Genomic DNA, 23,722 nt, shown 5'->3' with positions numbered 1-23,722 from the left:
CTTTCGCACAACTTCCCCGATCCGTCTTATAGGACTCGCCAAACCCGACCGTCGGCGCCACCCCGCGACCGGCCCACTCGAAGGAGCCAGGCCATGCTCAGCAAGCTGCTCAACGGATTCACCTTCGCGAACGTGTGCTCGTTCCTCGCGCTGACGATCGCCCTCGGCTCGGGCACCGCCTACGCGGCCAACACCATCTTCAGCACCGACATCGTCGACGGCGAGGTCAAGACCGCCGACCTCGCCAACAACAACGTGACGAGCGGGAAGATCACCAACAACAACGTCTCCTCCCTCGACGTGCGCGACGACACCGAGGTCGACGGCGGGCTGGCCGCCGTCGACCTCGCCTCAGACTCGGTCACCACCAGCGAGGTCCTCAACGCCACCCTCACCGGCCTCGACATCGCCACCGGCTCGATCACGGGTGAGGACATCGCCGCGTCGTCGATCTTCAGCAGCGACATCTCCGACGGCTCGATCACGGGTGATGACATCGCCCCGTCGTCGATCTTCGGCGCCGACATCTCCGACGGCTCGATCACGAGCAGCGACGTCCTCAACGGCTCGCTCGGCACCTCCGACCTCGCCACCTCCTCGATCACCTCGAGCCTCATCGCCACCTCGGCGGTCACGAGCTCGGAGATCGCGAACCGCACGGTCGCCATGGACGACATCGACGGCGCCGACCGCAGCGGGTCGATCAGCATCGGCTCCCTGTCGAACGGGAGGTGCACGACCATCAGCGGCAACGTCTCCGGGGCAGAGGCCGGTGACGTCGCCCTGCTCACGATCAACGGGACGATCCCGGACGGCATGACGATCACTGCACAGCGCGCGCTCACCGACGTCGTCCACATCAAGGTCTGCAACCTCTCCGGTGCCACCACGGCGGGGCTCACGGTGCCGGTGCGGGTCATCACGATCCACTGAGGAAGCCCCTTCGGCTCGGGAAGCCTCATCACCACTCCGCCACGCCCGGTCCTGGGACCAAGGTCCCCCGGGCAGGGGCACTGTTGCCGTGCACCGCCGCCCCGGAGGACTCCTAGCGTGAACGTGTCCGTACGACGCGCATGCCAGGAGAAGCCGTGGATCCCACCGATATCGCCCGGTGGCAGTTCGCCATCACGACCGTCTACCACTTCCTCTTCGTCCCCATCACGATCGGGCTGTCAGCGATCATCGCCGGCTACGAGATCACCTGGCTGCGCACCCGGAACCCCCAGTGGCTCCGACTGACGAAGTTCTTCGGCAAGCTCTTCCTGATCAACTTCGCGATCGGCGTCGTCACCGGCATCGTCCAGGAGTTCCAGTTCGGCATGAACTGGAGCGACTACTCCCGGTTCGTCGGCGACGTCTTCGGCGCCCCGCTGGCGGTCGAGGGCCTGCTCGCGTTCTTCCTCGAGTCCACCTTCCTCGGCCTCTGGATCTTCGGCTGGGACCGCCTCCCCGAGAAGATCCACGCCGCCTGCATCGCGCTCGTCCACGTGGGCACGCTCTTCTCGGCGTACTTCATCCTGGCGGCCAACTCCTGGATGCAGCACCCGGTCGGCTACGCCTACAACCCGGAGACCGGCCGGGCCGAGATGAACGACTTCGCCGCGGTGCTGCTCAACAAGGTGCAGCTCGTGACCTTCCCCCACGTCGTGCTGTCGGCCTACATGACCGGTGCCGCGTTCGTCGTCGGCGTCGGGCTGTGGCAGATGCTGCGCAAGGCACCGAGCGAGGACCGCGCGCTCTACCGCAAGGCGGTGCGCACCGGTGCCGCGATCGTGATCGTCAGCGGGATCGGCGTGGTGATCAGCGGCGACGTCCAGGGCAAGATCATGACCGAGGTCCAGCCGATGAAGATGGCGGCGGCGGAGGGCCTGTACGAGGACGAGGCGCCGGCCGACTTCTCCCTCTTCCAGCTCGGCACCCTGGACGGGACGGAGGAGACCTTCTCGGTCAAGGTCCCCGGCCTCCTCTCGCTCCTCGCGACCGGCACGAGCAACGGCGAGGTCGAGGGCATCAACCCGCTGCGGGAGAAGTACATCGAGACCTACGGCCAGGACCCGGGAGCCAAGTACTACTCCCCCGGCGACTACACGCCGGTGATCCCGCTGACCTACTGGACGTTCCGACTGATGATGGGCCTCGGGCTGGTGGCCACGGTCCTCGCGGCCTGGATCCTGTGGGCCACCCGCCAGGATCGGACCCCGCAGGGACGACTGGTGCTGTGGGCGGCGATCGCGCTGCCCTTCCTGCCGCTCCTCGCGAACGCGTTCGGCTGGATCTTCACCGAGGTCGGACGCCAGCCGTGGGCGGTGTTCGGCCTGATGACCACCGAGCAGGCCGTGTCGCCGGGCGTCAGCGCGGCCGAGGTGCTGACCTCGCTGATCGTGCTGACCGCGGTGTACGGCGTCCTCGCGGTCGTCGAGGTGCGGCTGCTGCTGACCTACATCGCGAAGGGGGCCGAGCCGCTGGTGGACGACGGTCCCGACGCCGGTGCCGGAGACGACCGCCCGCTGGCGTTCGCGTACTGAGAGCAGGAGGAGACATGGAGCTCACCACCGTCTGGTTCACCCTGATCGCGGTCCTCTGGATCGGCTACTTCTGCCTCGAGGGCTTCGACTTCGGCGTCGGCATGCTGCTGCCGGTCCTCGGTAGGAGCGACGTCGACCGGCGGGTGATGATCAACACGATCGGCCCGGTCTGGGACGGCAACGAGGTGTGGCTGCTCGTCGCGGGCGGCGCGACCTTCGCCGCCTTCCCCGAGTGGTACGCCACGCTGTTCAGCGGGTTCTACCTGCCGCTGCTGCTGATCCTAGTCGCCCTGATCGTGCGCGGCCTGGCGTTCGAGTACCGCGCCAAGCGCGACGACGACACCTGGCGCCAGCGGTGGGACCTGGCGCTCATCGTCGGTTCGTTCGTGCCGGCACTGTTGTGGGGGGTCGCGTTCGCGAACATCCTGCGGGGCGTGCCGATCGACGCTGACCACGAGTACGTCGGCGGCTTCTTCAACCTGCTCAACCCCTACGCCCTGCTCGGAGGGGTCACGACCCTGCTGCTGTTCCTGACGCACGGTGCTGTCTTCCTGGCCCTCAAGACCGACGGCCCGATCCGCGAGCGTGCCGGCAAGCTGGCCGTGCCGACCGCGGGGGCCGCCGCTGTCGCATCGGTCGCCTTCCTCGGGTGGACGCAGGCGGAGACCGGGACCGCCGCCTCAGCGATCGCCTTCGTCGCCGCGGCCGGGGCCTTGGTCGGAGGCCTGTTCGCTGCGATCCGACGACGCGAGGGGTGGGCGTTCATCGGCACCTTCGTCGCGATCGCGCTCGCGGTGGCGGGTCTGTTCCTGGCGCTCTTCCCGGACGTGATGCCCACGACCCTGGCCGCCGGGGACGGGCTGACCACCACGAACGCGGCGGCGACGCCGTACACCCTGAAGATCATGACGGTGGTGGCTGTCGTGTTCACGCCGCTCGTGCTCGCCTACCAAGGGTGGACGTACTGGGTCTTCCGGCAGCGGATCGCGGCTCACCACATCCCGCCGACGACCGCGCCGGCATCGGTGCCGACGGCGCCGTGAGGCCCTCCGACCCGCGGCTGCGTCTGTTCCTGGCTCCGGCACGCCGTCAGCTCGTCGGCGTCGCCGCGATGGGTGCCACGAGCGGCATCCTCGTGATCGCCCAGGCGTGGGCGGTCGCGGGGCTCGTCGTCGCCGCGCTGCGCGGTGACGACCTGGTCGGGTGGGGTCTCGCGACAGCCGCTCTGCTGGCCGCCCGTGGCATCGTCACCGGGGCCGGGGACGTAGGGGCAGCCCGCGCAGCCGATGTCGTCAGCACGGTCCTGCGCCGTCGGCTGGTGCTCGCGACGATCGCCAGCCACGAGGTCGACCGGGGTGGCGAGCGGGCGGTGCTGACGACGCGCGGTGTGGCCGCCATCGAGCCGTACCTGACCCGGTACCTGCCGTCCCTGGTCGTGGCGGTGGTGCTCCCGCCGCTGACCGTCGTCGCCATCGCCACCCAAGACGTCCTGAGCGCGGTGATCGTGCTCGCGACCCTGCCCCTCGTGCCCCTCTTCGGTGCCCTGGTCGGGCTCGCCACCCGGGACCGCGCCCAGGAGCAGTGGCGGGAGATGGCAGCACTCTCCGGCCACTTCCTCGACGTGGTCCGCGGTTTGCCGACCCTCGTCGCGCACCGACGGGCGAGGGCCCAGTCGGACCGGATCGCCGAGATCACTGATCGGTACCGCCGGGCGACGCTCCGGACGCTCCGCGTCGCGTTCGCGTCGTCGGCCGTGCTCGAGCTGGTGGCGACCCTCTCGGTGGCGCTGGTGGCCGTGACGATCGGGGTCCGCCTGGCATCGGGAGGCGTCGGGCTGCACACCGCGCTCGTCGTCCTCCTGCTCGCACCCGAGGCCTACTGGCCCCTGCGCAAGGTCGGCGCCGAGTTCCACGCGGCGGCCGAGGGCACGGCCACGTTCGAGCTCGCGAGCGGCGTGCTCGAACCGCGACCCGCAGGGCCGGAGCGGGCCGCCCCCGCAGGTGCAGCCCTTCGAGCTGACCGGGATCGAGGTCACCTATCCCGGGCGCGCCGTACCGGCTCTCGCGGTCGCGCATGCCCGGATCCCCGCGACCGGCGTCACCGCCGTCTCGGGTCCGTCCGGGTGCGGCAAGTCCACGCTCCTCGGCGCTGTTGCCGGCCTGGTTCCGACGGCGGGCACCATCACCGCAGCGGGCGAGCCGATCGGAGGGCGCGCCTGGCAGGCGGAGGTCGCCTGGCTCCCCCAGCAACCACACTTCGTCGAGGGCACGATCGCGGACAACCTCCGGCTCGCCCGGCCGGACGCGTCCGAGGCCGAGCTCTGGCGTGCACTCCGCGAGGTCGCGCTCGAGGTCCGTGTCGAGACGCTCCCTCAGGGCCTCGACACACCGCTCGGCGAGGACGGCGTGAGCCTCTCCGCTGGCGAGCGCGCCCGTCTCGCGCTGGCGCGGGTGGTGCTCGCCGACCGTCCCTGGGTGCTCCTCGACGAGCCGACCGCCCACCTGGACGACCTCACGGAGCGGATCATCGTCGAGACCGTCATCGCGCTGGGTCGCCGCTCAGCGGTCGTGGTGGTCGCTCACAAGGCCGCGATGATCGCCGCCGCCGATCACCTCATCGAGCTGGTCGCGCCCGACCGTGACCGGGCCGATCTCCCGGTAGTCGCGACACCCCGGAACGAGGACCGCCCGATCACGCGGGCGGCGCCGCCTCCCCTGCCGGACGCGATCGAGCCCCCGACCGGCAGCCGCGGGCTTGCCGTCAGCACCGTCGTCGGTGCCCTGGCATCGGCCTCGGGCGTGGCCCTCACCGCGACCGCCGGGTGGCTGATCGTGCAGGCCTCCACCCGTCCCGCCGTGCTGACGCTTCTCGTGGCGATCGTCGGGGTCCGCACGTTCGGCCTCGCCCGCCCGGTCCTGCGGTACGTCGAGCGCCTCCGCTCCCACGACACGGCCCTGCGCCTCCTCGCCCGCCGCCGCGTCGAGGTGTACGACGCCCTCGTGCCCCTGGTGCCCGCCCGGCTCGGCCGTCGGCGGGGCGATCTGCTCAGCGCTGTGGTCGACGACGTGGATGCGGTCGTCGACCGCGAGCTCCGGGTGCGGATGCCCGTACGCCAGCTCGCCCTCGTGGCTCTCCTGACCGTGCTGGTGGCCGCCAGCATCCACCCGCTCGCAGGTCTGGTCGTGGCAGGCTTCCTCGCCCTTGCCGGCCCGGGTGCCTACTTCCTTGCCCGGCACGGTGCGCAGCGAGCCGAGCACACCCTGGTCGAGCTGAGAGCGCGACTCTCGGCCCAGGTGGTGGAAGCGTTCCAGGTCGGCGACGAGCTGCGCATGTGGCAAGCCGTCGACCGGACAGCCGATCGGATCGCCGCGGTCAGCGCCCGGATGGGACGTTCCTCCGTCGCCGAGACCACCTGGCTCGCGGCGGGCCGTGCCCTCGTCCTCGGGTTGACGGGCGTCGCCGTCGCGGGTGTCGCGACGATCACGAGCGCAGCCGTGGCGGACGGAGCCCTGTCCGGTCCGATGATGGCCCTGCTCGTCCTGCTTCCGCTCGCCGTCGCCGAGGTCGTCGCACCGGTGGCCGACGCCGGTGCGCTCTCCGTCCGGTGCCGCGCTGCCGAGAGCCGCCTCCACCGCTTGGCTCGGACCGCGCCCGCCGTGCGGGAGACGGTGGCGACGGCGGCGGCGGGCAGCGCCGAGGTCGACGTCCGGCATGCGCGGACGAGCTGGGAGCGCGGCGCCCCCCTCACGCCGCCTGTTGACCTGCGCCTCCAGCCCGGCGGCCGGGTCGCCGTCGTCGGCGCCTCCGGCTCGGGCAAGTCGACGCTCGCGGCCCTCCTCGTGCGGTTCCTCGACCCTGTCGAGGGCAGCGTGCGCCTGGGCGGGCAGCGCTTGCACGACCTGCCGCTCGACGACGTACGGCGACTCACCGGGCTCGTCGACGACCACCCCCACGTCTTCAGCACGACCCTCGTCGAGAACGTCAGGCTCGCTCGTCCGACGGCCACGGACGTCGAGGTCGAGGTCGCCCTGCGCCGGGCCCGCCTGGGGCGCTGGCTCGACTCGCTCCCCGACGGCCTCCACACCTGGCTGGGCGACGGCCACGCCGCGGTGTCCGGTGGCGAACGCGCGCGGATCGGGATCGCACGGTCGCTCCTGGCAGACCAACCGGTCCTGGTGCTCGACGAGCCGGCTGCCCACCTGGACCACGCCACCGCCACCGAGCTGGCCGGCGAGGTGCTGGGGGGCACCCGGGACCGCTCCGTCGTGTGGATCACCCACGGCACCGCCGGGCTCGACCTGGTGGACGACGTCCTCGACCTGACCAGCTGAGCCGGGCGGACGGGGCGACATCCGCTCGAGGCACCCCCGTCCGGGCTCGCCACGAAGGTGGCGCGACCCTGCGGCTCACGCCATGCGGCCACGGCCCCGCCCCGCCTACGGCGAGCTCGGCCCCGGAGCGCCCTCGGCGTTGCCGTCGATGGACGCACGCCGGTTGAGGTGGTCCCAGAGGCTCCGCTCCACGGCCAGCACCTGCGGGCTGGCGCCCTTCTGGTGGGCTGTCGCTCCACGCGTGGACACGGCGACCAGGTCGGCACCGGAGTCGAGCACCTTCGCCAGCCGCTTCGCGTAGCCGCGCGGCACCCGGCCGGCGAGCTCGTCCGCGCCGTCGGCCTGCACCGCGATCACGCTCGGGTCGTCCGCGTCGTCCGGGTCGCGCACCAGCCGCACCGGCGCGCCCGGGCTGAAGTCACCGCGCTGCGCGGCCTCGGCGTGGTCGGGACCGACCTGGACCTCGAACGACCACAGGCCGGCGCGGCTGGCGGCCGTGCGGCTCCTCGGGTTGACCGGTCCTCGGGGCGTCACGACCAGCAGCCGGTCCCCCACCTGCTCCAACCACGCGTCCGGGAACCCGTCGGGCCCGGGCGCGAGCGCCTCGGCCTCCTCCTCGGGGGTGAGGACCTCGGTACGACGCACCGGACCGGCGACCTCCGGCTCCGGGGGTGCCGCGGCGGGCGGGACCACCGGAGTCGGTGTCGGTGTCGGTGTCGGCGTCGGTGGCGGGCCGCTGCCCCGCGGCACCATCGCGCCGATGCGCGCCTCCGTCTTCCGGAGGAGGTGGTCCGACGCCGGGTCCGACGGCGGTTCGGGCGACGTCGGCCGTTCCGGCGCGCCGGCGCCGACCGCGACCGGAGCATCCATCACCCGACGCGCGACGACCGCGAACAGCGCGAGGCTCAGCACGATGAACCCGAGAATCCAACCCATGGCCCGACGGTAAGCCGAACCTCGTCCTCTTGACTCCGGAATGCGCATGCCGCGACCCAGTTGTGACGGAGGGGTGCGGCACCGCGACCCGTGCTCACCTCGTTCCGGCCCGGACGTCCCGCCGTCGACGTAGAGTGCGCGCACCGGCCGGTCTCGGGCAGGGCGGCCGGTCGCCGCTCCTGGAGGTTCGCACTGTGACGTCTTCGCCCCTGGCCCGATGGGCCACAGCCGCCCTCGTCGGCATCGTCCTGCCGTTCACCGCCGGCGTCGGACTCGGCTCTCCCGCTGAGGCGGCCGTGAAGAAGTGCGGCTCGCTCCGCAGCGACGGCTACGTGCTGGCCAAGAAGATCACGGCCAAGAACACGACCTGCGCGACGGCCAAGCGCAAGATCCGCCGCTACTTCCTCCCCGGCATGGACCTCGACGGCTTCACCTGCGAGGGCTACCCGCGCCAGACCTGCACCAAGAACCGGGTCGTGATCGCGTTCACCTACCCCTGACGCACTCGCGTCGATCGCCCGCGCGCGGCAGTGGGCCGTCGAGCAGAACACCGGGAGCATCGAGGCCGCCGAGAAGTTCGTCGCTGCCCAGGAGGGTCTCTACGCCGAACGCCGGGCGACCACCCTCCTGCTCGGGGCGTTCCTCACCGACTACTACAAGCTCGTCGCCGACTGGGCGGACTGGGCCACCCGCGAGGTCGAGGGCTGGCCGCAGGACATCGCGTCGCACCGGGTCGCTCCCGACCGCACCCGCGAGGTGCTCGCCCGTGCCCGGTGGTCCGAAGCCGAGCAGCTGCCCGGCTGATCCCCTAGTTGATGATCTCGGCGCGCTCGACGTTCATCTGCGCGATCCGGTCGCGCCAGGCCTGGAGCTCCGCGGGAGCCAGCCGGGGCCAGTCGGTCACCTCGCCCAGAACCCGGATCGGCTCGGCGCTGCGGTAGGACCGGGTGGGGTTGCCGGGGAACTTCTTGTCGGTCACGTTGGGGTCGTTCTCCCACGGACCGGTCGGCTCGACCAGGTAGACCCGCGGCTCGGCGTCGCCGGCGGCGAGCTCGGCGGCCAGGCCGGCACCGCTCACCAGCGCGGTGAAGTAGATGTGGTTCATCACGATCTCTGGCCGGTAGTTGGAGCGGAACCCCGCGACGAGCAGGTCGCCCTCGCGCAGGTCGGCCTTGGTGCCGTGGAAGAACGGACCCTCGTCGAGGACGTCGGTCATCCGCGCTCCCCCGCGATCCCCACCAGGCGCTTCATCGAGGCCTTGAGGTCGCCGGTGATCGTGCGGCCCGCGACCGAACCCATCGGGCCCTTGAGCAACGGGTGCGAGAAGTCGGCGTTGAGGGTCACCGCGGTCCCCGAGCCCTGGGTCTTCAGCGTGAACTCGAGCGCCACCTTCGTCCCGCCGACACCGACGCCGGAGAGCCGGACGTTCGACGGCGGGTCGAACGCGGTCACCGTCCAGGTGACCCGGTTGCGCAGTCCCTTCGCCTTGACGACGGACGCGACCTCCAGACCGACGTACAGCTCGGCCGGCACGTCGCTGCGCCACCCGTCGTGCAGCGAGAGCCACGCGTCGAACAGCTGGAGGTCGCTCACGAGCTCCCAGGCCCGGTCGATCGGCACCGGCACGGTCTCTGACACACGGATCTGAGCCATGCCGCAGACCGTATCCGGTCGGCGCGCACCCGGACCTCGCCACCCGCAGGCGCTAGGTTCGCCGGGTGCGGACTCCCCTGCGCCAGCCCAGGATCGCGATCATCGGTGCCGGCATGTCCGGCATCTGCCTCGGCGCGCTGCTGACGGACGCCGGCATCGAGGACTTCACGCTGTACGAGAAGGCCTCGTCCGCGGGAGGGACGTGGCGCGAGAACTCCTACCCTGGCATCGCCTGCGACGTGCCCTCCCGCTTCTACCAGTACACGTTCGCGCGGAACCCGGACTGGAGCCGGCCCATGGCCCCCGGCGCGGAGATCAACGCCTACTTCGCCAAGGTCGCCCGCGACACCGGCGTCCACGACCGGATCCAGTACGGCGCCGAGGTCGCGCGCATCGACTGGGTCGACGGGCGGTGGTCAGTGACCACCACTGCCGGGGCCAGCGCGGCCTACGACTTCGTGATCTCGGCGACCGGCATCCTGCACCACCCCCGCTACCCCGACCTCGACGGCCTCGACACGTTCGCCGGACCCGCCTTCCACTCGGCCCGGTGGGACCACGCGGTCCCGCTCGAGGGGCGCCGGATCGGGGTCATCGGGACCGGATCCACCGGGGCGCAGATCGTCACCGACCTCGCCGGGAGCTCCGCGGAGCTGGTGGTGTTCCAACGCACGCCGCACTGGGTGATGCAGATGCGCAACCCCGAGTTCTCCCGCCTCACCCGGTGGCTGCACCGCCGCTTCCCCCGGTACGACGCGCTGACCTACCACGGCAGCCGTCTCTTCATCGAGTCGTTCTCCTCCGCGCTGCTGCGGCCCGGCCTCGCCCGGCGGTTCGGTCAGTGGCTCATCAGGCGCCAGCTGAGACGGATCGAGGACCCGACGTTGCGCGCGCGGCTGACGCCCGACTTCGAGCCCATGTGCCGCCGGCTGATCATCTCCACCGGCTACTACGACGCCGTGCAGCGCGACGACGTCCGTGTCGTCACGGAGGCCATCGATCAGGTCGAGCCGACAGGCGTCCGCACCGCTGACGGAGTGCTGCACGAGTGCGACGTGCTGGTCCTGGCGACCGGCTTCGACTCCCACGCCTACCTGCGTCCCGCCGCGATGACCGGACCGGGCGGGCTCACGCTCGACGACGCTTGGGCGGACGGACCTCGGGCCTACCGGACCATCGCCGTCCCCGGGTTCCCGAACTTCTTCATGTTCATGGGCCCGAACTCACCGGTCGGCAACTACTCCCTCGTGGCGATCGCCGAGGCGCAGGCCAGCGCCATGCTCGCGTGGATCGAGCGCTGGCGGCGCCGAGAGGTCGACACCGTGGCACCGACGACCGAGGCCACCGACGCCTTCTACCGCGACGTCGACGCGGCCATGCCGGCCACTGTCTGGGCGACCGGCTGCACCAGCTGGTACGTCGGTCAGGGCGGCCGCGTCGAGCTGTTCCCCTGGGCGCCGAAGCGGTTCCGGTCGATGCTGGCGGCGATCGACGACGACGCCTTCGAGACGACGACTCCCGCCTGACGCCGACGCTCCTCGTGCGAGTCAGGCCTGCTGGCGCCCGCGGGCGATGACCGCCTGCCGGTTGGCCTCGAGGTCCTGCACCTGTCCCCCGCTGACCCACGCCTCCGCTAGTTGCGAGCCTCCGGCCGGTTCATGGTGAGGATCGCGACCCGGTCGACACGCTGGACCAGCACCAGGTCGATCACGCCGCTCAGAGCCCCATGCTCTTGGCGATGATCGTCTTCATGACCTCCGAGGTGCCGCCGTAGATCCGGGTCACCCGGGTGTCGGCGTAGAGCCGCGCGATCGGGTACTCGTTCATGTAGCCGTAGCCGCCGTGCAGCTGGAGGCAGCGGTCGATGACCCGGCCGGCGACCTCGGTGCAGAACAGCTTGGCCGAGGCGGCATCGACGGGCGAGAGCTCGCCGGCGTCGAGGGCCTCGATCGCCCGGTCGCAGACAGCCTCGGCCGCGTCCACCTCGGTCTGGCAGGCCGCGAGCTCGAACTTCGTGTTCTGGAACGACGCCACGGTCGTGCCGAACACCTTGCGGTCCTCGACGTAGGCCTTGGTGAAGCGGATCGCTGCCTTGGCCTGGGCGTAGGCGCCGACCGCGATGCCGAGCCGCTCCTGCGGGAGGTTCTGGCCGAGGTAGGAGAAGCCCTCGTTCTCCTCGCCGAGCAGGTCGGCCACCGGTACGGCGACGTCGGTGAAGGACAGCTCGGCGGTGTCGGAGGTCTTGAGGCCGATCTTGTCGAGCTTGCGGCCGACCTCGTAGCCCGGCGACTTCGTGTCGACCGCGAAGAGGGAGATGCCGTGGCGCCGGTTGTTCTCCAGCGGCGGCGAGGTGCGGGCGCACACGATCACCCGGTCGGCGAGGACGCCGCCGGTGATGAACGTCTTCGAACCGTTGAGGATGTAGGTGTCGCCGTCACGCTTGGCCGTGCTCTGCATGCCGGCGAGGTCCGAGCCGGTGCCCGGCTCGGTCATCGCGATCGCCCACATCTCCTCACCGGAGATGAAGCCGGGCATCCAGCGCTGCATCTGCTCGGGCGTCGCGAGCTTCTTCAGGTACGGCAGGCACAGCTCGAGGTGGACGCCGACCCCGCCGAGGTGGATGCCCGCGCGCGCGGACTCCTCGCTGAGGATCGCGGAGAACTTGAAGGACTCGACCCCGGCGCCGCCGTACTCCTCGGGCACCTCGATGCCGAGCACCCCGAGGTCGCCGACCTTGGTGTAGAGCGACCTGTCGACCAGGCCGGCGTCGTACCACTCCTGGTAGTGCGGGACGACCTCAGCCTCGATGAACGCCCGCATGGTCTTGCGGAAGTCCTCGTGCTCCTCGGTGAAGATGCTGCGACGCATGATGTTCCTCTCGCGAATAGCCTGCGGACCCCATCCTTACACCACTAGTGTCACGGTGGTGGGGGGTGGGACGCTGCTGGGCACGCGGATGCCGCCGCGAACGGACCGACGCGACGACCCCCCGGCTCTCCGACGGCGCCCCCACCCGGTCCCCCTGGTCCTCGCCCTGATCACCCTCAAGCTCCTGCTCGCGCGCGTCCTGATGTTCGGATGGCCGACGCCGGGAATGGTCCTCACCGACCTGGCTTCCGCCGCCGTCCTCGTCGGGCTGGTGGGCCTCGTCGCCCACGGTGTCACGACGTCGACGGCGTTGTGGGCGCTCAACTCGGGCGTCAGCATCTTCCTGGCCTCGATCGTCGTGTACTACAGCTACTTCCAGACGCTCCCGACCTTCACCGCCCTGCACGAGGCGGACCAGGCCGACGACGTCCGCAGCAGCATCGCCGAACTGCTGGACGCACACCTCCTCCTGTTCTTCGCCGACCTGCCGGTCGCCGCCGTCGCGGCCTGGTTCCTCCTCGGTGAGCGCTGGCTTCCGCCCCGCCCGATCGACCTCCCCTCGCGCTTGCGGATCCTGGGCGCTCTCGTCCTGATCGGGACCTCGGCGACGGCCGCTGTGATCGACGCCAACGCCGACGTCCGCAACGAGCAGTACCGCGCCGAGGAGCTCGGGGTCATCGGCTACGAGCTCGACGCCCTGCTGAGGTCGTGGCAGCCGCCCCCGCGACTGGACCTCGCCACGGCCTACGACCAGGTCGCAGCCCTCAAGTCGGGCAACCACACGACCATCACCGACCCGTCGGACGCCCGGGGGTTCGGTGCTGCAGCAGGCAAGAACCTCATCATGGTGCAGATGGAGTCGCTCCAGCAGTGGGTCCTCGGGCTGGAGGTGGCCGGCCAGGAGGTGACCCCGCACCTCAACGACCTCGCCAGGTCCAGCTACTCCTTTCCCCATCACTACCAACAGGTGGGAAGGGGCAACTCCGTCGACGCGGAGTTCGCGACCAACACGTCGATCTACCCTGTGGGCGAGACCCCGATGTCCACCGCGTACGGCGATCGTGAGCTCCCCAGCCTGCCGAAGCTGCTCCGGTCGCGGGGCTACACCTCCGAGACCTTCAACGTGAACTGGGCCGAGTTCTGGGACCACGACAAGCTGTTCGCGGCAGTCGGGTTCGACCAGTGGCACGAGAAGGACTACTTCCCCGGACCGGACTTCAACGTGTGGGGCGCCTCCGACGACGTCCTCTACGCGCGTGGCCTGTACCGGCTCCTCCAGCTCCGCGCCGAGGGCGCACCGTTCTACGCCCAGCTGGTCACCGCCTCCGGGCACGGTCCGTTCGACGTGCCGGACCACCTCGTCGGGCTCGACCTCCCCGACGAGCTCCGAGGGACGCTCGTCGGGGCGTACCTGCAGGCCCAGAACTACGCCGACCGGGCGCTGGGGACCTTCATCCGGGGTCTGAAGCAGACCGGCCTGTGGGAGGACAGCCTCTTCGTGGTCTACGGAGACCACGCCGGCCTGAACACCGAGGACACGGTCGAGGACGTCCGGCGCCTCGTGCCCGACTACGACTTCGGGCGACGCTTCAACACCGCGCTGCTGTTCCACGTCCCCGGCCAGGTGCCGTCGGTCGAGACGCAGGTGGCCGGCCAGCTCGACATCCTGCCGACGGTGGCCAACCTGCTCGGCGTCTCGCTGGCAGAGGAACGCTTCGTCGCCTTCGGCGTCGACCTCCTCAACACCGACCGGCACGCGCTCTCGGTGCCCTACCACGCGCCCACCGGGACCTTCGTCAACGATGAGGTGATGTTCAGCCCGGGCCGCGGGTTCGCGGACGGTCGGGCGGCCCGGCTCGACGACGGCGAGCAGACGAGCATCGACGGTCTCCGCGACGACTACGACTACGTGCTCGACCTCATCGACCTGTCCCGCGCCTACGTCGAGTCCCTCCCGCGCCGCTGACCGAGGGCGGGTGACAGCGGTGTGGGCACCCTGTCGATACGGTGGCCCGGTGCGGGCACTTCTCCTGGAGAACATCCACCCCTCTGCGGTCGAGGTGCTGGAGGGTCGCGGCTACGACGTCGAGCTCCGGCCCGGCTCACTGGCGGAGGACGAGCTCGTCGCGGCCCTGGCCGGCGTCGAGCTGCTCGGGATCCGCTCCAACACGACCGTCACCGCGCGCGTCCTGGAGGAGGCGCCCGACCTGCTGGCGGTGGGGTGCTTCTGCATCGGCACCAACCAGGTGGACCTGGCGGCCGCGGCGCAGCGGGGCGTGGGCGTCTTCAACGCGCCCTACTCCAACACGCGCAGCGTCGTCGAGCTCGTGATCGGCGAGATCATCGCCCTCGCCCGGCGGCTCCCCGAGAAGACGCAGCGCATGCACGAGGGCGTGTGGGACAAGTCGGCCCGCGGCAGCCACGAGGTGCGCGGACGGACGCTCGGGATCGTCGGCTACGGCAACATCGGCACCCAGCTCTCCACCGTCGCTGAGGCGCTCGGGATGCGGGTGCTGTTCTACGACACCGCGGACCGGCCCGCCCACGGCAACGCGCGGCGGACGAGGTCGCTGGCCGACCTGCTCGCCGCAGCCGACGTGGTCAGCCTCCACGTCGACGGGCGGCCCGGCAACGCCGGCTTCTTCGGCGCCGACGAGTTCGCGGCGATGAAGGCGCGCTCGCTGTTCATCAACGCCTCGCGCGGCATGGTCGTCGACGACAAGTCGCTGCGTGACCACCTGGAGTCCGGGCACATCGCCGGCGCCGCGGTCGACGTCTTCCCGACCGAGCCCAAGGCGCAGGGCGACCCGTTCGACTCGGTGCTGCGCGGCCTCGACAACGTCATCCTCACCCCGCACATCGGCGGCTCCACCCAGGAGGCGCAGGAGGAGATCGGCTGGTTCGTGGCCGAGAAGCTCGCGCGCTTCGCCCTCGAGGGCAGCACCGCCCTCTCGGTCAACCTGCCGGCGGTGCTCCCGCCCGCGCTGACCGCCGGCCACCGACTGGGGCTGCTCCACCACAGCGTCCCGGGCGTGCTCGCCGAGCTCAACGCCGCGCTGGCCGCCGCGGGCGACAACGTCGTCGACCAGACCCTCGCGACCCGCGACCAGCTCGGCTACGTCGTCACCAGCACCTCGGCGCCGATCTCCGCCGAGGTCGTCGACCACCTCGTCAGCGCCGACTCCTGCGTCTGGGCGCGGACCTGGTGACGGGCTGAGACCGTCGCCGAGGACCTACACCTAGCCGATCAGCGGGTAGGTCGGGTACTCGACGCCGGAGATGCTCTGGACGACGCGGACCACCTGGCAGGAGTAGCCGAACTCGTTGTCGTACCAGACGTAGAGCATCGCCTGGTCGCCGTCGACGAGCGCCGCGTTGGCGTCGATCACCGAGGAGGCGCGCGAGCCGACGAAGTCGCTGGAGACGGCGTCGTTGGCGGTCGTGTAGTCGAGACAACGGCTGAGCGGGCCCTCGAGCGAGGTACGCCGCAGGTGCGCCAGCACGTCGTCGCGGGTGGTGGAGGTCTTGAGCTGGAGGCTGAGGATCGCCATCGACACGTCCGGCGTGGGCACCCGGATGGAGTTGCCCGAGATCGACGCCTCGAGGTCCGGGAGGACCTTCTTCACGGCCGACGAGGCACCGGTCGCGGTGAGCACCATGTTGATCGGTGCGGAGCGGCCGCGGCGGTCGGCCGGGTGGTAGTTGTCGAGCAGGTTCTGGTCGTTGGTGTAGGAGTGCACCGTCTCGACGTGGGCGCGCAGCAGCCCGAACTCGTCGTCCATCGCCTTGATCGTGGGGACGATCGCGTTGGTCGTGCAGGACGCGCACGACAGGACCCGCTCGGCCGGGTCGACGCCGAGGTGGTTGACGCCGTGGACGATGTTGGGGATGTCACCCTTGCCCGGCGCGGTGAGCAGCACCTTGGCGATCCCGGGGCGCAGGTGCTTCTCCAGGCCCGCGCGGTCGCGCCAGATGCCGGTGTTGTCGACCAGGATCGCGTTGCTGATGCCGTAGTCGGTGTAGTCGATCTCGTCGGGCGAGCCCGCGTAGATCACCTGGATCGCGGTGCCGTTGGCGATGATGAGGTTGTTGGCCTCGTCGATCTGGATGGTGCCGTTGAACTGTCCGTGGACCGAGTCGCGGCGCAGCAGCGAGGCGCGCTTCGCGAGGTCGTCGTCGCCCTTGCCCTTGCGGACCACGACCGCCCGGAGACGCAGCCCGGTGCCGGCGCCCGCCTTCTCGACGAGGAGCCGGGTGACCAGCCGACCGATCCGGCCGAAGCCGTAGAGGACGACGTCGCGCGGCTCGGCACCGGCAGGCTTGTTGTCGCCACTGATGTCGCTGAGCGCGTCCGCGACGAAGTCCTCGATGCTCAGGCCGCGGTCGTCGGCGTCGTACGCCGCGTGGAGCCGGGCGAGGTCGATCTTGACCGAACCGATGTCGAGCCCGCTGACGGCCCGGAGGAACGGGAACGTGTCGCGGACCGACAGCTCCTCGCCGCTGACCCGCCGGGCGAAGCGGTGGGTCTTGATGATCCGGACGGCGTCCTTGTTGACCAACGAGCGGCTGTGCAGGACGACGGTCACGCCCTTGTCGCGGTTGAGCGCGCCGATCAGCGGGATGGACGCCTCGGCGACCTCCTCCCGCCCGTTCCACTCAGCAAGGGTCTCCAGGTACGTCGACATGGCGCGCATTCTTTCACTCACCCAGGGGTGCTCCCGGCGCGATCCCGCGGCCGACGAGACGCATCTCACGCAGACGCGGGGGCCTCCCCGGCCAGCAGACCCTTCGCGATGTGGGTCGCCTGGATCTCGTTGGCTCCGGCATAGATCATCAACGACTTGGCGTCCCGGGCGAGCTGCTCGAGCGGGTACTCCGACATGTAGCCGTTGCCGCCGAAGAGCTGGACCGCCTCCATGGCCACCTCGGTCGCCGCCTCCGACGAGTAGAGCTTCATCGCGGACGCCTCGGCGAGCGTCGGCTGCTTGCCGGCGGCCGCCATCTCCAGCGTGCGGAACACCATGTTCTGCACGTTGACCCGGGCGATCTCCATCCGCGCCAGCTTGAGCTGGACGAGCTGGTAGTCGCCGATGGGCCGCTCGAACTGGATCCGCGTCCGCGCGTAGTGGACGCACTGGTCGAGGCACTCCTCGATGATCCCGAGCGCCATCACCGCGATGCCGGTGCGTTCGGCGACGAAGCCGGTCTTGGCGCTGTCGCGCCCGTCGCCGCCCTCGTGCTCCTCGGTCTCACCGAGCAGCCGGTCGCGCTCGAGGCGGACGTCGTCGAAGAAGAGCTCACCGGTCGGCGAGGAGTGGAAGCCCATCTTGCGGAACGGCCGACCCTGGGTGAGACCCGCCATCCCGGTGTCGAGCACGAAGGTCAGCACCTTGCGGCTGCGGGCGTCGGCCTCGCCGTCGTCGAGCTTGGCGTAGACGACGATCGTGTCGGCGTAGGGGCCGTTGGAGATGAAGGTCTTGGAGCCGTTGAGGACGTAGCCGTCGCCGTCGCGCTTCACGTAGGTCTTCATCGAGCCGAACGCGTCGGACCCGGCACCCGGCTCGGTCAGCGCCCAGGCCGCGACCTTGTCGAGGGTGACGATGTCCTTGACCCACCGCTCCTTCTGGGCCAGCGTCCCGCGCGCCAGGATCGTGGCTGCGCCGAGTCCGAGGCTGACGCCCATCGCGCCGATGAGGCCCGGGGAGACCCGGCACAGCTCCTTGATGAGGACGACGCCCATGCTCCCCTGCGCACCCATCGGGCTGCTGGCACCGGCGTCCCGCGGCGACGCGGGCTCGCCCGACTCGGCGCGCGCCCGCTCCTTGGCGAGGAGCTGGTCGATGCTGTCGCCCAGCATCGCGTCGAGCCCGAACGTCTTCCACAGCTTGCGCAGGACGCCGTACGGCGGCAGCTCGCCGAACTCCAGCTCCTCGCGGATCGGCCGGATCTCGGCGTCGACGAACTGGCGGACCGCCTCCTGGACGGCCAGGTCCGTCTCCGACCACTCGATCACGTGAAGCTCCTGACGGCGTCGGCGATGGTGTCGAGGTCCCAGTCATCGTCGGTCTCGGCGGTCTTGTCAACCGTCCAGCCCCGGAGGCGCTGCACCGCACCGCCGGTGATCGCGAAGACCTGGCCGGTCACGTCGCACTTCTCGGTGGCGAGCCAGGCGACCAGCGGCGCGACCTGCGCGGGCGAGAACAGGTCCGCCTCGCCCTCCTCCGGCTCGACGGCGAAGATCGCGCCCATGCCCGGGGTGGCCAGCGTGAGCCGGGTCCGGGCGATCGGTGCGATCGCGTTGACCCGGACGCCGAAGCGCGACAGCTCGTCGGCGGCGACGAGGGTCAGCGCGGCGATGCCGGCCTTGGCGGCGCCGTAGTTGGCCTGCCCGGCGTTGGGCATCGTGGTCCCGCTCGCCGAGGCGGTGTTGATCACCGAGGCGGAGACGGGCTCGCCGGCCGCCGCCTGCTGCTTCCAGTACGCCGCCGCGAAGTGCAGCGGGGCGAAGTGGCCCTTGAGGTGGACGTCGACGACCGCGTCCCACTGGGACTCCTCGAGACCGGCGATGAAGCCGTCCCGGAGGATGCCGGCGTTGTTGACGAGCACGTCGAGCCGGCCGAACGCGGCGACCGCCTGGTCGACCAGCGCGCGGGCGCCGCCCCAGGTGGCGACGTTGTCGGTGTTGGCGACCGCGCGACCGCCGGCGGCCTCGATCTCCGCGACGACCTCGGCCGCGGGACCGGCGTCGGCGCCGGACCCGTCGTTGCTGCCGCCGAGGTCGTTGACGACGACCGCCGCGCCCTCCCGGGCGAAGAGCAGCGCGTGCTCGCGGCCGATCCCCCGGCCTGCTCCGGTGATGATGGCGACCCGTCCGGTCAGCGCACCCATGTCAGCTCTCCCTGTCGTTCTCGGCAGTGGTGTCGGCGATCTCGACGAGACCGTCCTTGATGACCAGGTCGCCGTCGACGGCGCTCTGGAAGGCGTACGTCGTCACGCCGTCGGCGCCGTCCGGGCTGCCCACCCGGTAGAAGGTGGTGACGACGTCCTGCCCGGGCAGGACCGGCTTGGCGAACCGGACAGCGTGGCGCCGCAACCGGCCCACGTCGGATCCGGCCAGCTCGGTCAGCGCGGCCCAGGACGTGAACGCCTGCGTGCAGAGACCGTGGGCGATGATCCCCGGCAGCCCCATCTCCTTCGCGAACTCCTCGTCGAGATGGATCGGCATCGGGTCACCGGCGGCCGGGCCGTAGCGGTAGGTCTGGTCGTCGTCGATGTGCTGCTTGGTCTCGGCGACGGGCTCGGTGGCGAGCAGCGTCTCGTCGAAACGGTGCTCGGGTGCGAGCTCACCGACCGTGTCGCCGTTGTCGAAGCCGCGGACGAAGAACGTCACGTACTGCTCGTTGACCAGCTCTCCCGTCCCCTCGGCCCGGCACTCGATGTGGACACAGGCCGCGGTCCCGTTGGGCAGGCCCTGCCACCCGGTCATCCGGCTCCGCGACACCAGCACGTCGCCGGGCCGGACGGGACGGTGGAACCGGAAGTCCTGCTCGCCGTGCACGATCTTGCCGATCAGCCCCATCGGCACGACCTCGAGCGCCGGCTCGATGAGCGACTGGAACACCGGCACGATCGCGAACACCGGGCTCGCGACGTCGCCGGCGCGATGCGCCTCGATCGGGTCGTTCGTCGCGGCGGCGTACTCCTGCACCCGCTCGCGGGTGACCTCGAAGCGGGACTCCTCGGTCCAGACGCCGAGCCCGTCGCGGTTGAACGTCTGGTCGTTCTGCTGCGTCACGGGTCAGCCCAGCAGGGCGGCGAAGTTGTCGAGCGAGCTCTCGAGCTCGGCCGCGCCCTGCTTCTCGATCGCCTTGCCGAGCGCGCCGACGATCATCTGTCCCTCGAAGGAGCAGGACAGGTCGAAGCGGGAGCCGCTGTCGGTCGGCGTCGCCGCGAGCGAGATCGCGACCTGCACGCCGGCCATGCCGGTGCCGGAGATCGCCAACGTGCTCGGGGCGTCGTACTCGTCGACCGTCCAGGTGATCGTGTTGGGCATCCCCATCATGGAGATCACCTCCGTCATCTGGGTGCCGACGGCGAGCTCGGCAGGGATGTCGCCCTTCCACTTCTGGTGGAGGGTGAGCCACTTCTCGAAGTTGTTGGGGTCGGAGGCGAGGGTCCAGACGTCCTCGGCGGAGGCGGAGAAGTCGCGGGTGGCGGTGAGCTGTCCCATGGTCGGTTTCCTTTCGAGGGTCGGGTTCTCAGCGCTCGGCGCGCTGGTAGAGGGAGACCACGGCGGAGCCGCCGAGGCCGACGTTGTGCTGGAGAGCGGCCCCACTCGGTTGCAGGACGCCCTCGACCTGGCGCGCGTCGGCCGTGCCGCGGAGCTGCCAGGTCAGCTCGGCGCACTGGGCGAGGCCGGTCGCGCCGAGCGGGTGGCCCTTGGAGATGAGGCCGCCGGACGGGTTGACGACCCAGCGGCCGCCGTACGTCGTGTCGTCGTTGTCGATGAGCTTCCCTGCCTCGCCCTCGCCGCAGAGGCCGAGCGCCTCGTAGAGCCAGAGCTCGTTGGCGGAGAAGCAGTCGTGGAGCTCGATGACCTGGACGTCCTCGGGGCCGAGTCCGGCCTGCTCGTACGCCGCTCGCGCGGCGTGGACGTTCATGTCGTAGCCGATGATGTCGCGTGCCGTCCGGCTCTCGAAGGTCGAGGGGAGGTCGGTGACGAGCGCCTGGCCCACGATCTCGACGGCCTGGCCGGCGAGGCCGTGCTCGTCGACGTACCGCTCGCTCGCGAGGACCGCGGCGCCGGAGCCGTCGCTGGTCGGCGAGCACTGGAGCTTGGTCAGCGGGGAGTAGATCTCCGGTGAGCCGAGGATCTCCTCGAGGGTGTACTCCTGCTGGAACTGCGCGTACGGGTTGTTGACCGAGTGCCGGTGGTTCTTGAAGCCGATCTTGGCGAAGTGCTCGGGCGTGGTGCCGTACTGCTCCATGTGCTCCCGACCGGCGGCACCGAACATCCACGGCGCCGGAGGGAACTTCACCTCGGAGATCTCGGCGAGCAGCTGCATGTGGTCGCCCATCGGCTGCTCGCGGTCGTTGAACGTCGTGCCGAGCGAGCCGGGCTGCATCTTCTCGAAGCCCAGGGCCAGGGTCACGTCGCTCTGGCCGGAGCGGATCGCCTGCGCGGCCAGGTAGAGCGCGCTGGAGCCGGTCGAGCAGTTGCTGTTGACGTTGAAGATCGGGATGCCGGTCAGGCCGAGCTCGTAGGCGGCCCGATGGCCGCTGCAGGACTCGCCGTAGACGTAGCCGACGTAGGCCTGCTGGATCGCGGCGTAGTCCACGCCGGCGTCCACGAGCGCCTTGGTCCCGGCCTCCTTCGCCATCTGGGGGTAGTCCCAGCCCTCCCGGCGACCCGGCTTCTCGAACTTCGTCATGCCGACACCGATGACGAACACGCGGTTGCTCATGGCCGCAACGCTCGCACCCGGAGGCGCCGGCGGGGGTGACACGAGCCGCCGACTTGCTTAACCGAACCGCTCACCACCGGGGTGTAGCGTTCCGCGTCATGGCCGACGACCGCACGCTGCCGATCGAGCTGGTGCGGGCCGCCGTCTCGTTCGCGATCGCCCAGGAGTGGGACGTCAACGCGATCCTCCACGAGGCCGGGATCCCTCCGCTGCTGCTGGCCCAGGGGCGGTCCCGGGTCACCGAGGCACAGGCGACGAGCATCGTGCAGGCGCTGTGGGCACACACCGACGACGAGGCGCTCGGCATGGGCACCCACCCGTTGCCGCGCGGTTCCTTCCGGCTCCTCCTGTACGGCGCCAGCGGTGCGCCGGACCTCGGCACCGCGCTGGAACGCGTGCGTGGCTTCGGGCGGGCGATGCCGGCGCTCCCCCCGGTCCAGCTCGACGTCGACAACGACGAGGCTCGGATCGTGCTCGACGTCGAACGCGGCTTCGACGACCCGGAGCACCTCGTCACCTTCACCGGCCTGGCCGTCGCCCACCGCGTCATGTGCTGGGCGGTGGCCCGGCCGATCCCGCTCATCCGGGTCGAGCTGCCGTTCCACGCGCCCGCCAGCAGGGAGATGCCGGACCTGGTCTTCGGCGCACCCCAGGTCTACGAGGCGCCGCGGCCTGCCCTCGTCCTCGAGTCCTCGTGGTTGACCGCGCCGCTCATGCGTGACGAGGCCGCGGTCGACGAGTTCGTCGCCCGCTCCCCCGCCGGGCTGCTGGCGCGACCGACCGCCGACCGGACCAGCACCGCCGACCTGGTGCGCCGACTGGTCGTCCAGGGCCTGCGCGCCGACCAGCCGACCGGCGACGAGATCGCCGAGCGACTCGCGATGAGCCCGCAGACCCTGCGCCGCAGGCTCGCCGCCGAGGAGACCTCGCTGCGCCGCCTCCGGGACGACGTGCTGCGCGACGCGGCCGTCGCGGCGCTCGTCGCGGGCGAGGAGTCGATGGCCGAGATCGCCGAACGCCTCGGCTTCTCCGAGCCGAGCGCCTTCACCCGGGCGTTCCGTCGCTGGACCGGCAGCCCGCCGAGCGCCTACCGCTGAGCCGTGGCCTCAGGGACCTCGGGGACCTCGGGGACCTCGGGGCGCCGCGCGACGTCGAGCACCGGCGCGACCACCTCGACCACGCCGACGACCTCGGCTCCCAGCCCGATCCAGATGACGCCACGGTCGTTGCGCAGGACCGGCCGCCCGAACTGCCGGCCGACGACACCGGCGACGAGCGCGCCCCGCTCCCGGACGACGACCACGTCTGCCCACTGCGGGCGTCGGGCCGGGTCGAGGAGCACCTCGGTCCCCGCCGGCCAGCCGCGGGCCCGCGCCAGCTCGCCGCCGAGGGCCACGATCAGCGGACGTACGGCGCCCTGCGGCGGCCGCCGTACGCCGTCGGCGCGACCCGGCCGGACGGCGTACGGCGCCCTGCGGCGGCCGCCGTACGCCGTCCGGCCGGGTCGCGCCGACGGGTGCCTCGAACGGCAACGGCTCCTGGCCTGCGACCTCGCCATGCGAACGCATGTTCGAACGATAGCCCATGCGTCCGGCCCCGGGACCGGTGCTGCGGTCAGGAGTCCGGCGACGTCGCCCGCTCGCACTCCTCCGCACGTCCGAGCAGCAGCACCTGCTCGCTGTCGTTGCGGGTGAGGGCCGCCGCCCCACGGAACGCGACGGCGGCATCGGCGTGCCGGCCGGCGCGGGCGAGCAGGTCGCCGCGGACGCTCGGCAGCAGGTGGGAGCCCGCGAGGGCGCCGTCGGGGATCGCGTCGAGCACGGCCAGGCCGGCGTCGGGGCCGGCGGCTCGCCCGTGGGCGACCGCGCGGTTCACCTCGACGACCGGACCGGGCGCCGCCTCGGCGAGGACGTCGTAGAGCCGGGCGATGGTGGTCCAGTCGGTC

The 23,722-nt window shown here is 71.1% G+C and carries 20 protein-coding genes and 2 pseudogenes; 10 read left to right on the top strand and 12 right to left on the bottom strand.

Features of this window, described 5'->3' with window-relative positions; translation table 11 throughout:
* The first annotated feature begins 93 nt into the window (after positions 1–93).
* The 5 genes and pseudogenes from H0487_RS03165 to cydC all read left to right on the top strand — a co-directional run bounded on the left by H0487_RS03165 (position 94) and on the right by cydC (position 6,856).
* Positions 94–933, top strand: a complete 840-nt coding sequence (locus H0487_RS03165) for a hypothetical protein (RefSeq protein WP_183092777.1) — start codon at positions 94–96, stop codon at positions 931–933.
* A 155-nt stretch (positions 934–1,088) separates the two neighbouring features.
* Positions 1,089–2,525 (top strand): cytochrome ubiquinol oxidase subunit I, encoded by a 1,437-nt coding sequence (locus H0487_RS03160; protein ID WP_183092776.1) that lies wholly within the window; start codon positions 1,089–1,091, stop codon positions 2,523–2,525.
* Positions 2,526–2,539: 14 nt separating this feature from the next.
* Positions 2,540–3,568, top strand: a complete 1,029-nt coding sequence (cydB, locus tag H0487_RS03155) for a cytochrome d ubiquinol oxidase subunit II (protein WP_183092775.1) — start codon at positions 2,540–2,542, stop codon at positions 3,566–3,568.
* A 68-nt stretch (positions 3,569–3,636) separates the two neighbouring features.
* Positions 3,637–4,299, top strand: a pseudogene (locus tag H0487_RS03150) (ABC transporter transmembrane domain-containing protein); the annotation flags it as partial.
* Positions 4,300–4,525: 226 nt separating this feature from the next.
* Entirely contained in the window at positions 4,526–6,856 is a 2,331-nt protein-coding gene (cydC, locus tag H0487_RS03145) for a thiol reductant ABC exporter subunit CydC (protein ID WP_183092774.1), read from the top strand.
* Between the two features lie 105 nt (positions 6,857–6,961).
* Here the strand turns inward: cydC and H0487_RS03140 are convergent, their stop codons facing one another.
* Positions 6,962–7,792, bottom strand: coding sequence for an HIRAN domain-containing protein (locus H0487_RS03140; RefSeq protein WP_183092773.1), 831 nt, complete (start codon positions 7,790–7,792; stop codon positions 6,962–6,964).
* Positions 7,793–7,986: 194 nt separating this feature from the next.
* Here H0487_RS03140 and H0487_RS03135 point away from each other — a divergent pair, with 194 nt between their 5' ends.
* Positions 7,987–8,292: a hypothetical protein gene (locus tag H0487_RS03135; protein WP_183092772.1), complete on the top strand. Its 306-nt coding sequence runs from the start codon at positions 7,987–7,989 to the stop codon at positions 8,290–8,292.
* Between the two features lie 308 nt (positions 8,293–8,600).
* Here the strand turns inward: H0487_RS03135 and arr are convergent, their stop codons facing one another.
* The gene (gene arr / locus H0487_RS03130; protein ID WP_183092771.1) at positions 8,601–9,008 is read right to left on the bottom strand and encodes an NAD(+)--rifampin ADP-ribosyltransferase; all 408 of its coding nucleotides are present in this window, start codon (positions 9,006–9,008) and stop codon (positions 8,601–8,603) included.
* Positions 9,005–9,445 (bottom strand): type II toxin-antitoxin system Rv0910 family toxin, encoded by a 441-nt coding sequence (locus tag H0487_RS03125; protein ID WP_183092770.1) that lies wholly within the window; start codon positions 9,443–9,445, stop codon positions 9,005–9,007. The genes arr and H0487_RS03125 overlap by 4 nt, the downstream gene beginning before the upstream one ends.
* 65 nt (positions 9,446–9,510) lie before the next feature.
* Between H0487_RS03125 and H0487_RS03120 the strand changes: the two genes are divergently transcribed.
* The gene (locus H0487_RS03120; protein ID WP_220793034.1) at positions 9,511–10,971 is read left to right on the top strand and encodes a flavin-containing monooxygenase; all 1,461 of its coding nucleotides are present in this window, start codon (positions 9,511–9,513) and stop codon (positions 10,969–10,971) included.
* A gap of 190 nt (positions 10,972–11,161) precedes the next feature.
* Here the strand turns inward: H0487_RS03120 and H0487_RS03115 are convergent, their stop codons facing one another.
* Complete coding sequence (locus tag H0487_RS03115) at positions 11,162–12,313, bottom strand: acyl-CoA dehydrogenase family protein (RefSeq protein WP_183092769.1); 1,152 nt, start codon at positions 12,311–12,313, stop codon at positions 11,162–11,164.
* A gap of 58 nt (positions 12,314–12,371) precedes the next feature.
* On the opposite strand from H0487_RS03115, the gene H0487_RS24160 reads away from it, so the two are divergent.
* Both H0487_RS24160 and serA read left to right on the top strand, forming a co-directional pair.
* Positions 12,372–14,279 (top strand): LTA synthase family protein, encoded by a 1,908-nt coding sequence (locus H0487_RS24160; RefSeq protein WP_183092768.1) that lies wholly within the window; start codon positions 12,372–12,374, stop codon positions 14,277–14,279.
* Between the two features lie 49 nt (positions 14,280–14,328).
* Positions 14,329–15,522, top strand: coding sequence for a phosphoglycerate dehydrogenase (serA, locus tag H0487_RS03105; RefSeq protein WP_183092767.1), 1,194 nt, complete (start codon positions 14,329–14,331; stop codon positions 15,520–15,522).
* A gap of 30 nt (positions 15,523–15,552) precedes the next feature.
* Here serA and H0487_RS03100 read toward each other — a convergent pair whose 3' ends face one another.
* The 6 genes from H0487_RS03100 to H0487_RS03075 form a co-directional block, all read right to left on the bottom strand.
* Entirely contained in the window at positions 15,553–16,998 is a 1,446-nt protein-coding gene (locus H0487_RS03100; RefSeq protein ID WP_183092766.1) for a glyceraldehyde-3-phosphate dehydrogenase, read from the bottom strand.
* A 65-nt stretch (positions 16,999–17,063) separates the two neighbouring features.
* Positions 17,064–18,326: an acyl-CoA dehydrogenase family protein gene (locus H0487_RS03095; protein WP_183092765.1), complete on the bottom strand. Its 1,263-nt coding sequence runs from the start codon at positions 18,324–18,326 to the stop codon at positions 17,064–17,066.
* Positions 18,323–19,201: an SDR family oxidoreductase gene (locus tag H0487_RS03090; protein WP_183092764.1), complete on the bottom strand. Its 879-nt coding sequence runs from the start codon at positions 19,199–19,201 to the stop codon at positions 18,323–18,325. The genes H0487_RS03095 and H0487_RS03090 overlap by 4 nt, the downstream gene beginning before the upstream one ends.
* Before the next feature lies 1 nt (position 19,202).
* Positions 19,203–20,108 carry a MaoC/PaaZ C-terminal domain-containing protein gene (locus H0487_RS24155; protein WP_183092763.1) on the bottom strand — a complete coding sequence of 302 codons (906 nt, stop codon included), beginning with the start codon at positions 20,106–20,108 and terminating at the stop codon, positions 19,203–19,205.
* A 3-nt stretch (positions 20,109–20,111) separates the two neighbouring features.
* Complete coding sequence (locus H0487_RS03080) at positions 20,112–20,543, bottom strand: type II toxin-antitoxin system Rv0910 family toxin (protein ID WP_183092762.1); 432 nt, start codon at positions 20,541–20,543, stop codon at positions 20,112–20,114.
* A gap of 28 nt (positions 20,544–20,571) precedes the next feature.
* A complete protein-coding gene (locus tag H0487_RS03075) occupies positions 20,572–21,777 on the bottom strand; it encodes a lipid-transfer protein (protein ID WP_183092761.1) in 1,206 nt (401 codons plus the stop codon).
* 98 nt (positions 21,778–21,875) lie between these two features.
* Here H0487_RS03075 and H0487_RS03070 point away from each other — a divergent pair, with 98 nt between their 5' ends.
* A complete protein-coding gene (locus H0487_RS03070; RefSeq protein WP_183092760.1) occupies positions 21,876–22,874 on the top strand; it encodes an AraC family transcriptional regulator in 999 nt (332 codons plus the stop codon).
* Here H0487_RS03070 and H0487_RS03065 read toward each other — a convergent pair.
* Both H0487_RS03065 and H0487_RS03060 read right to left on the bottom strand, forming a co-directional pair.
* Positions 22,865–23,335, bottom strand: a complete 471-nt coding sequence (locus tag H0487_RS03065) for a hypothetical protein (protein WP_183092759.1) — start codon at positions 23,333–23,335, stop codon at positions 22,865–22,867. The genes H0487_RS03070 and H0487_RS03065 overlap by 10 nt on opposite strands.
* Before the next feature lie 56 nt (positions 23,336–23,391).
* A pseudogene (locus tag H0487_RS03060) lies at positions 23,392–23,722 on the bottom strand (RNA polymerase subunit sigma-24); the annotation flags it as partial.

Origin of the sequence: Nocardioides stalactiti (assembly GCF_014180715.1) — a bacterium.
In the GTDB taxonomy this organism is placed as follows: Bacteria; Actinomycetota; Actinomycetes; order Propionibacteriales; family Nocardioidaceae; genus Nocardioides; species Nocardioides stalactiti.
Note: the sequence above shows the minus strand (reverse complement) of the source record. Positions and strands in the feature narration are given on the sequence as shown.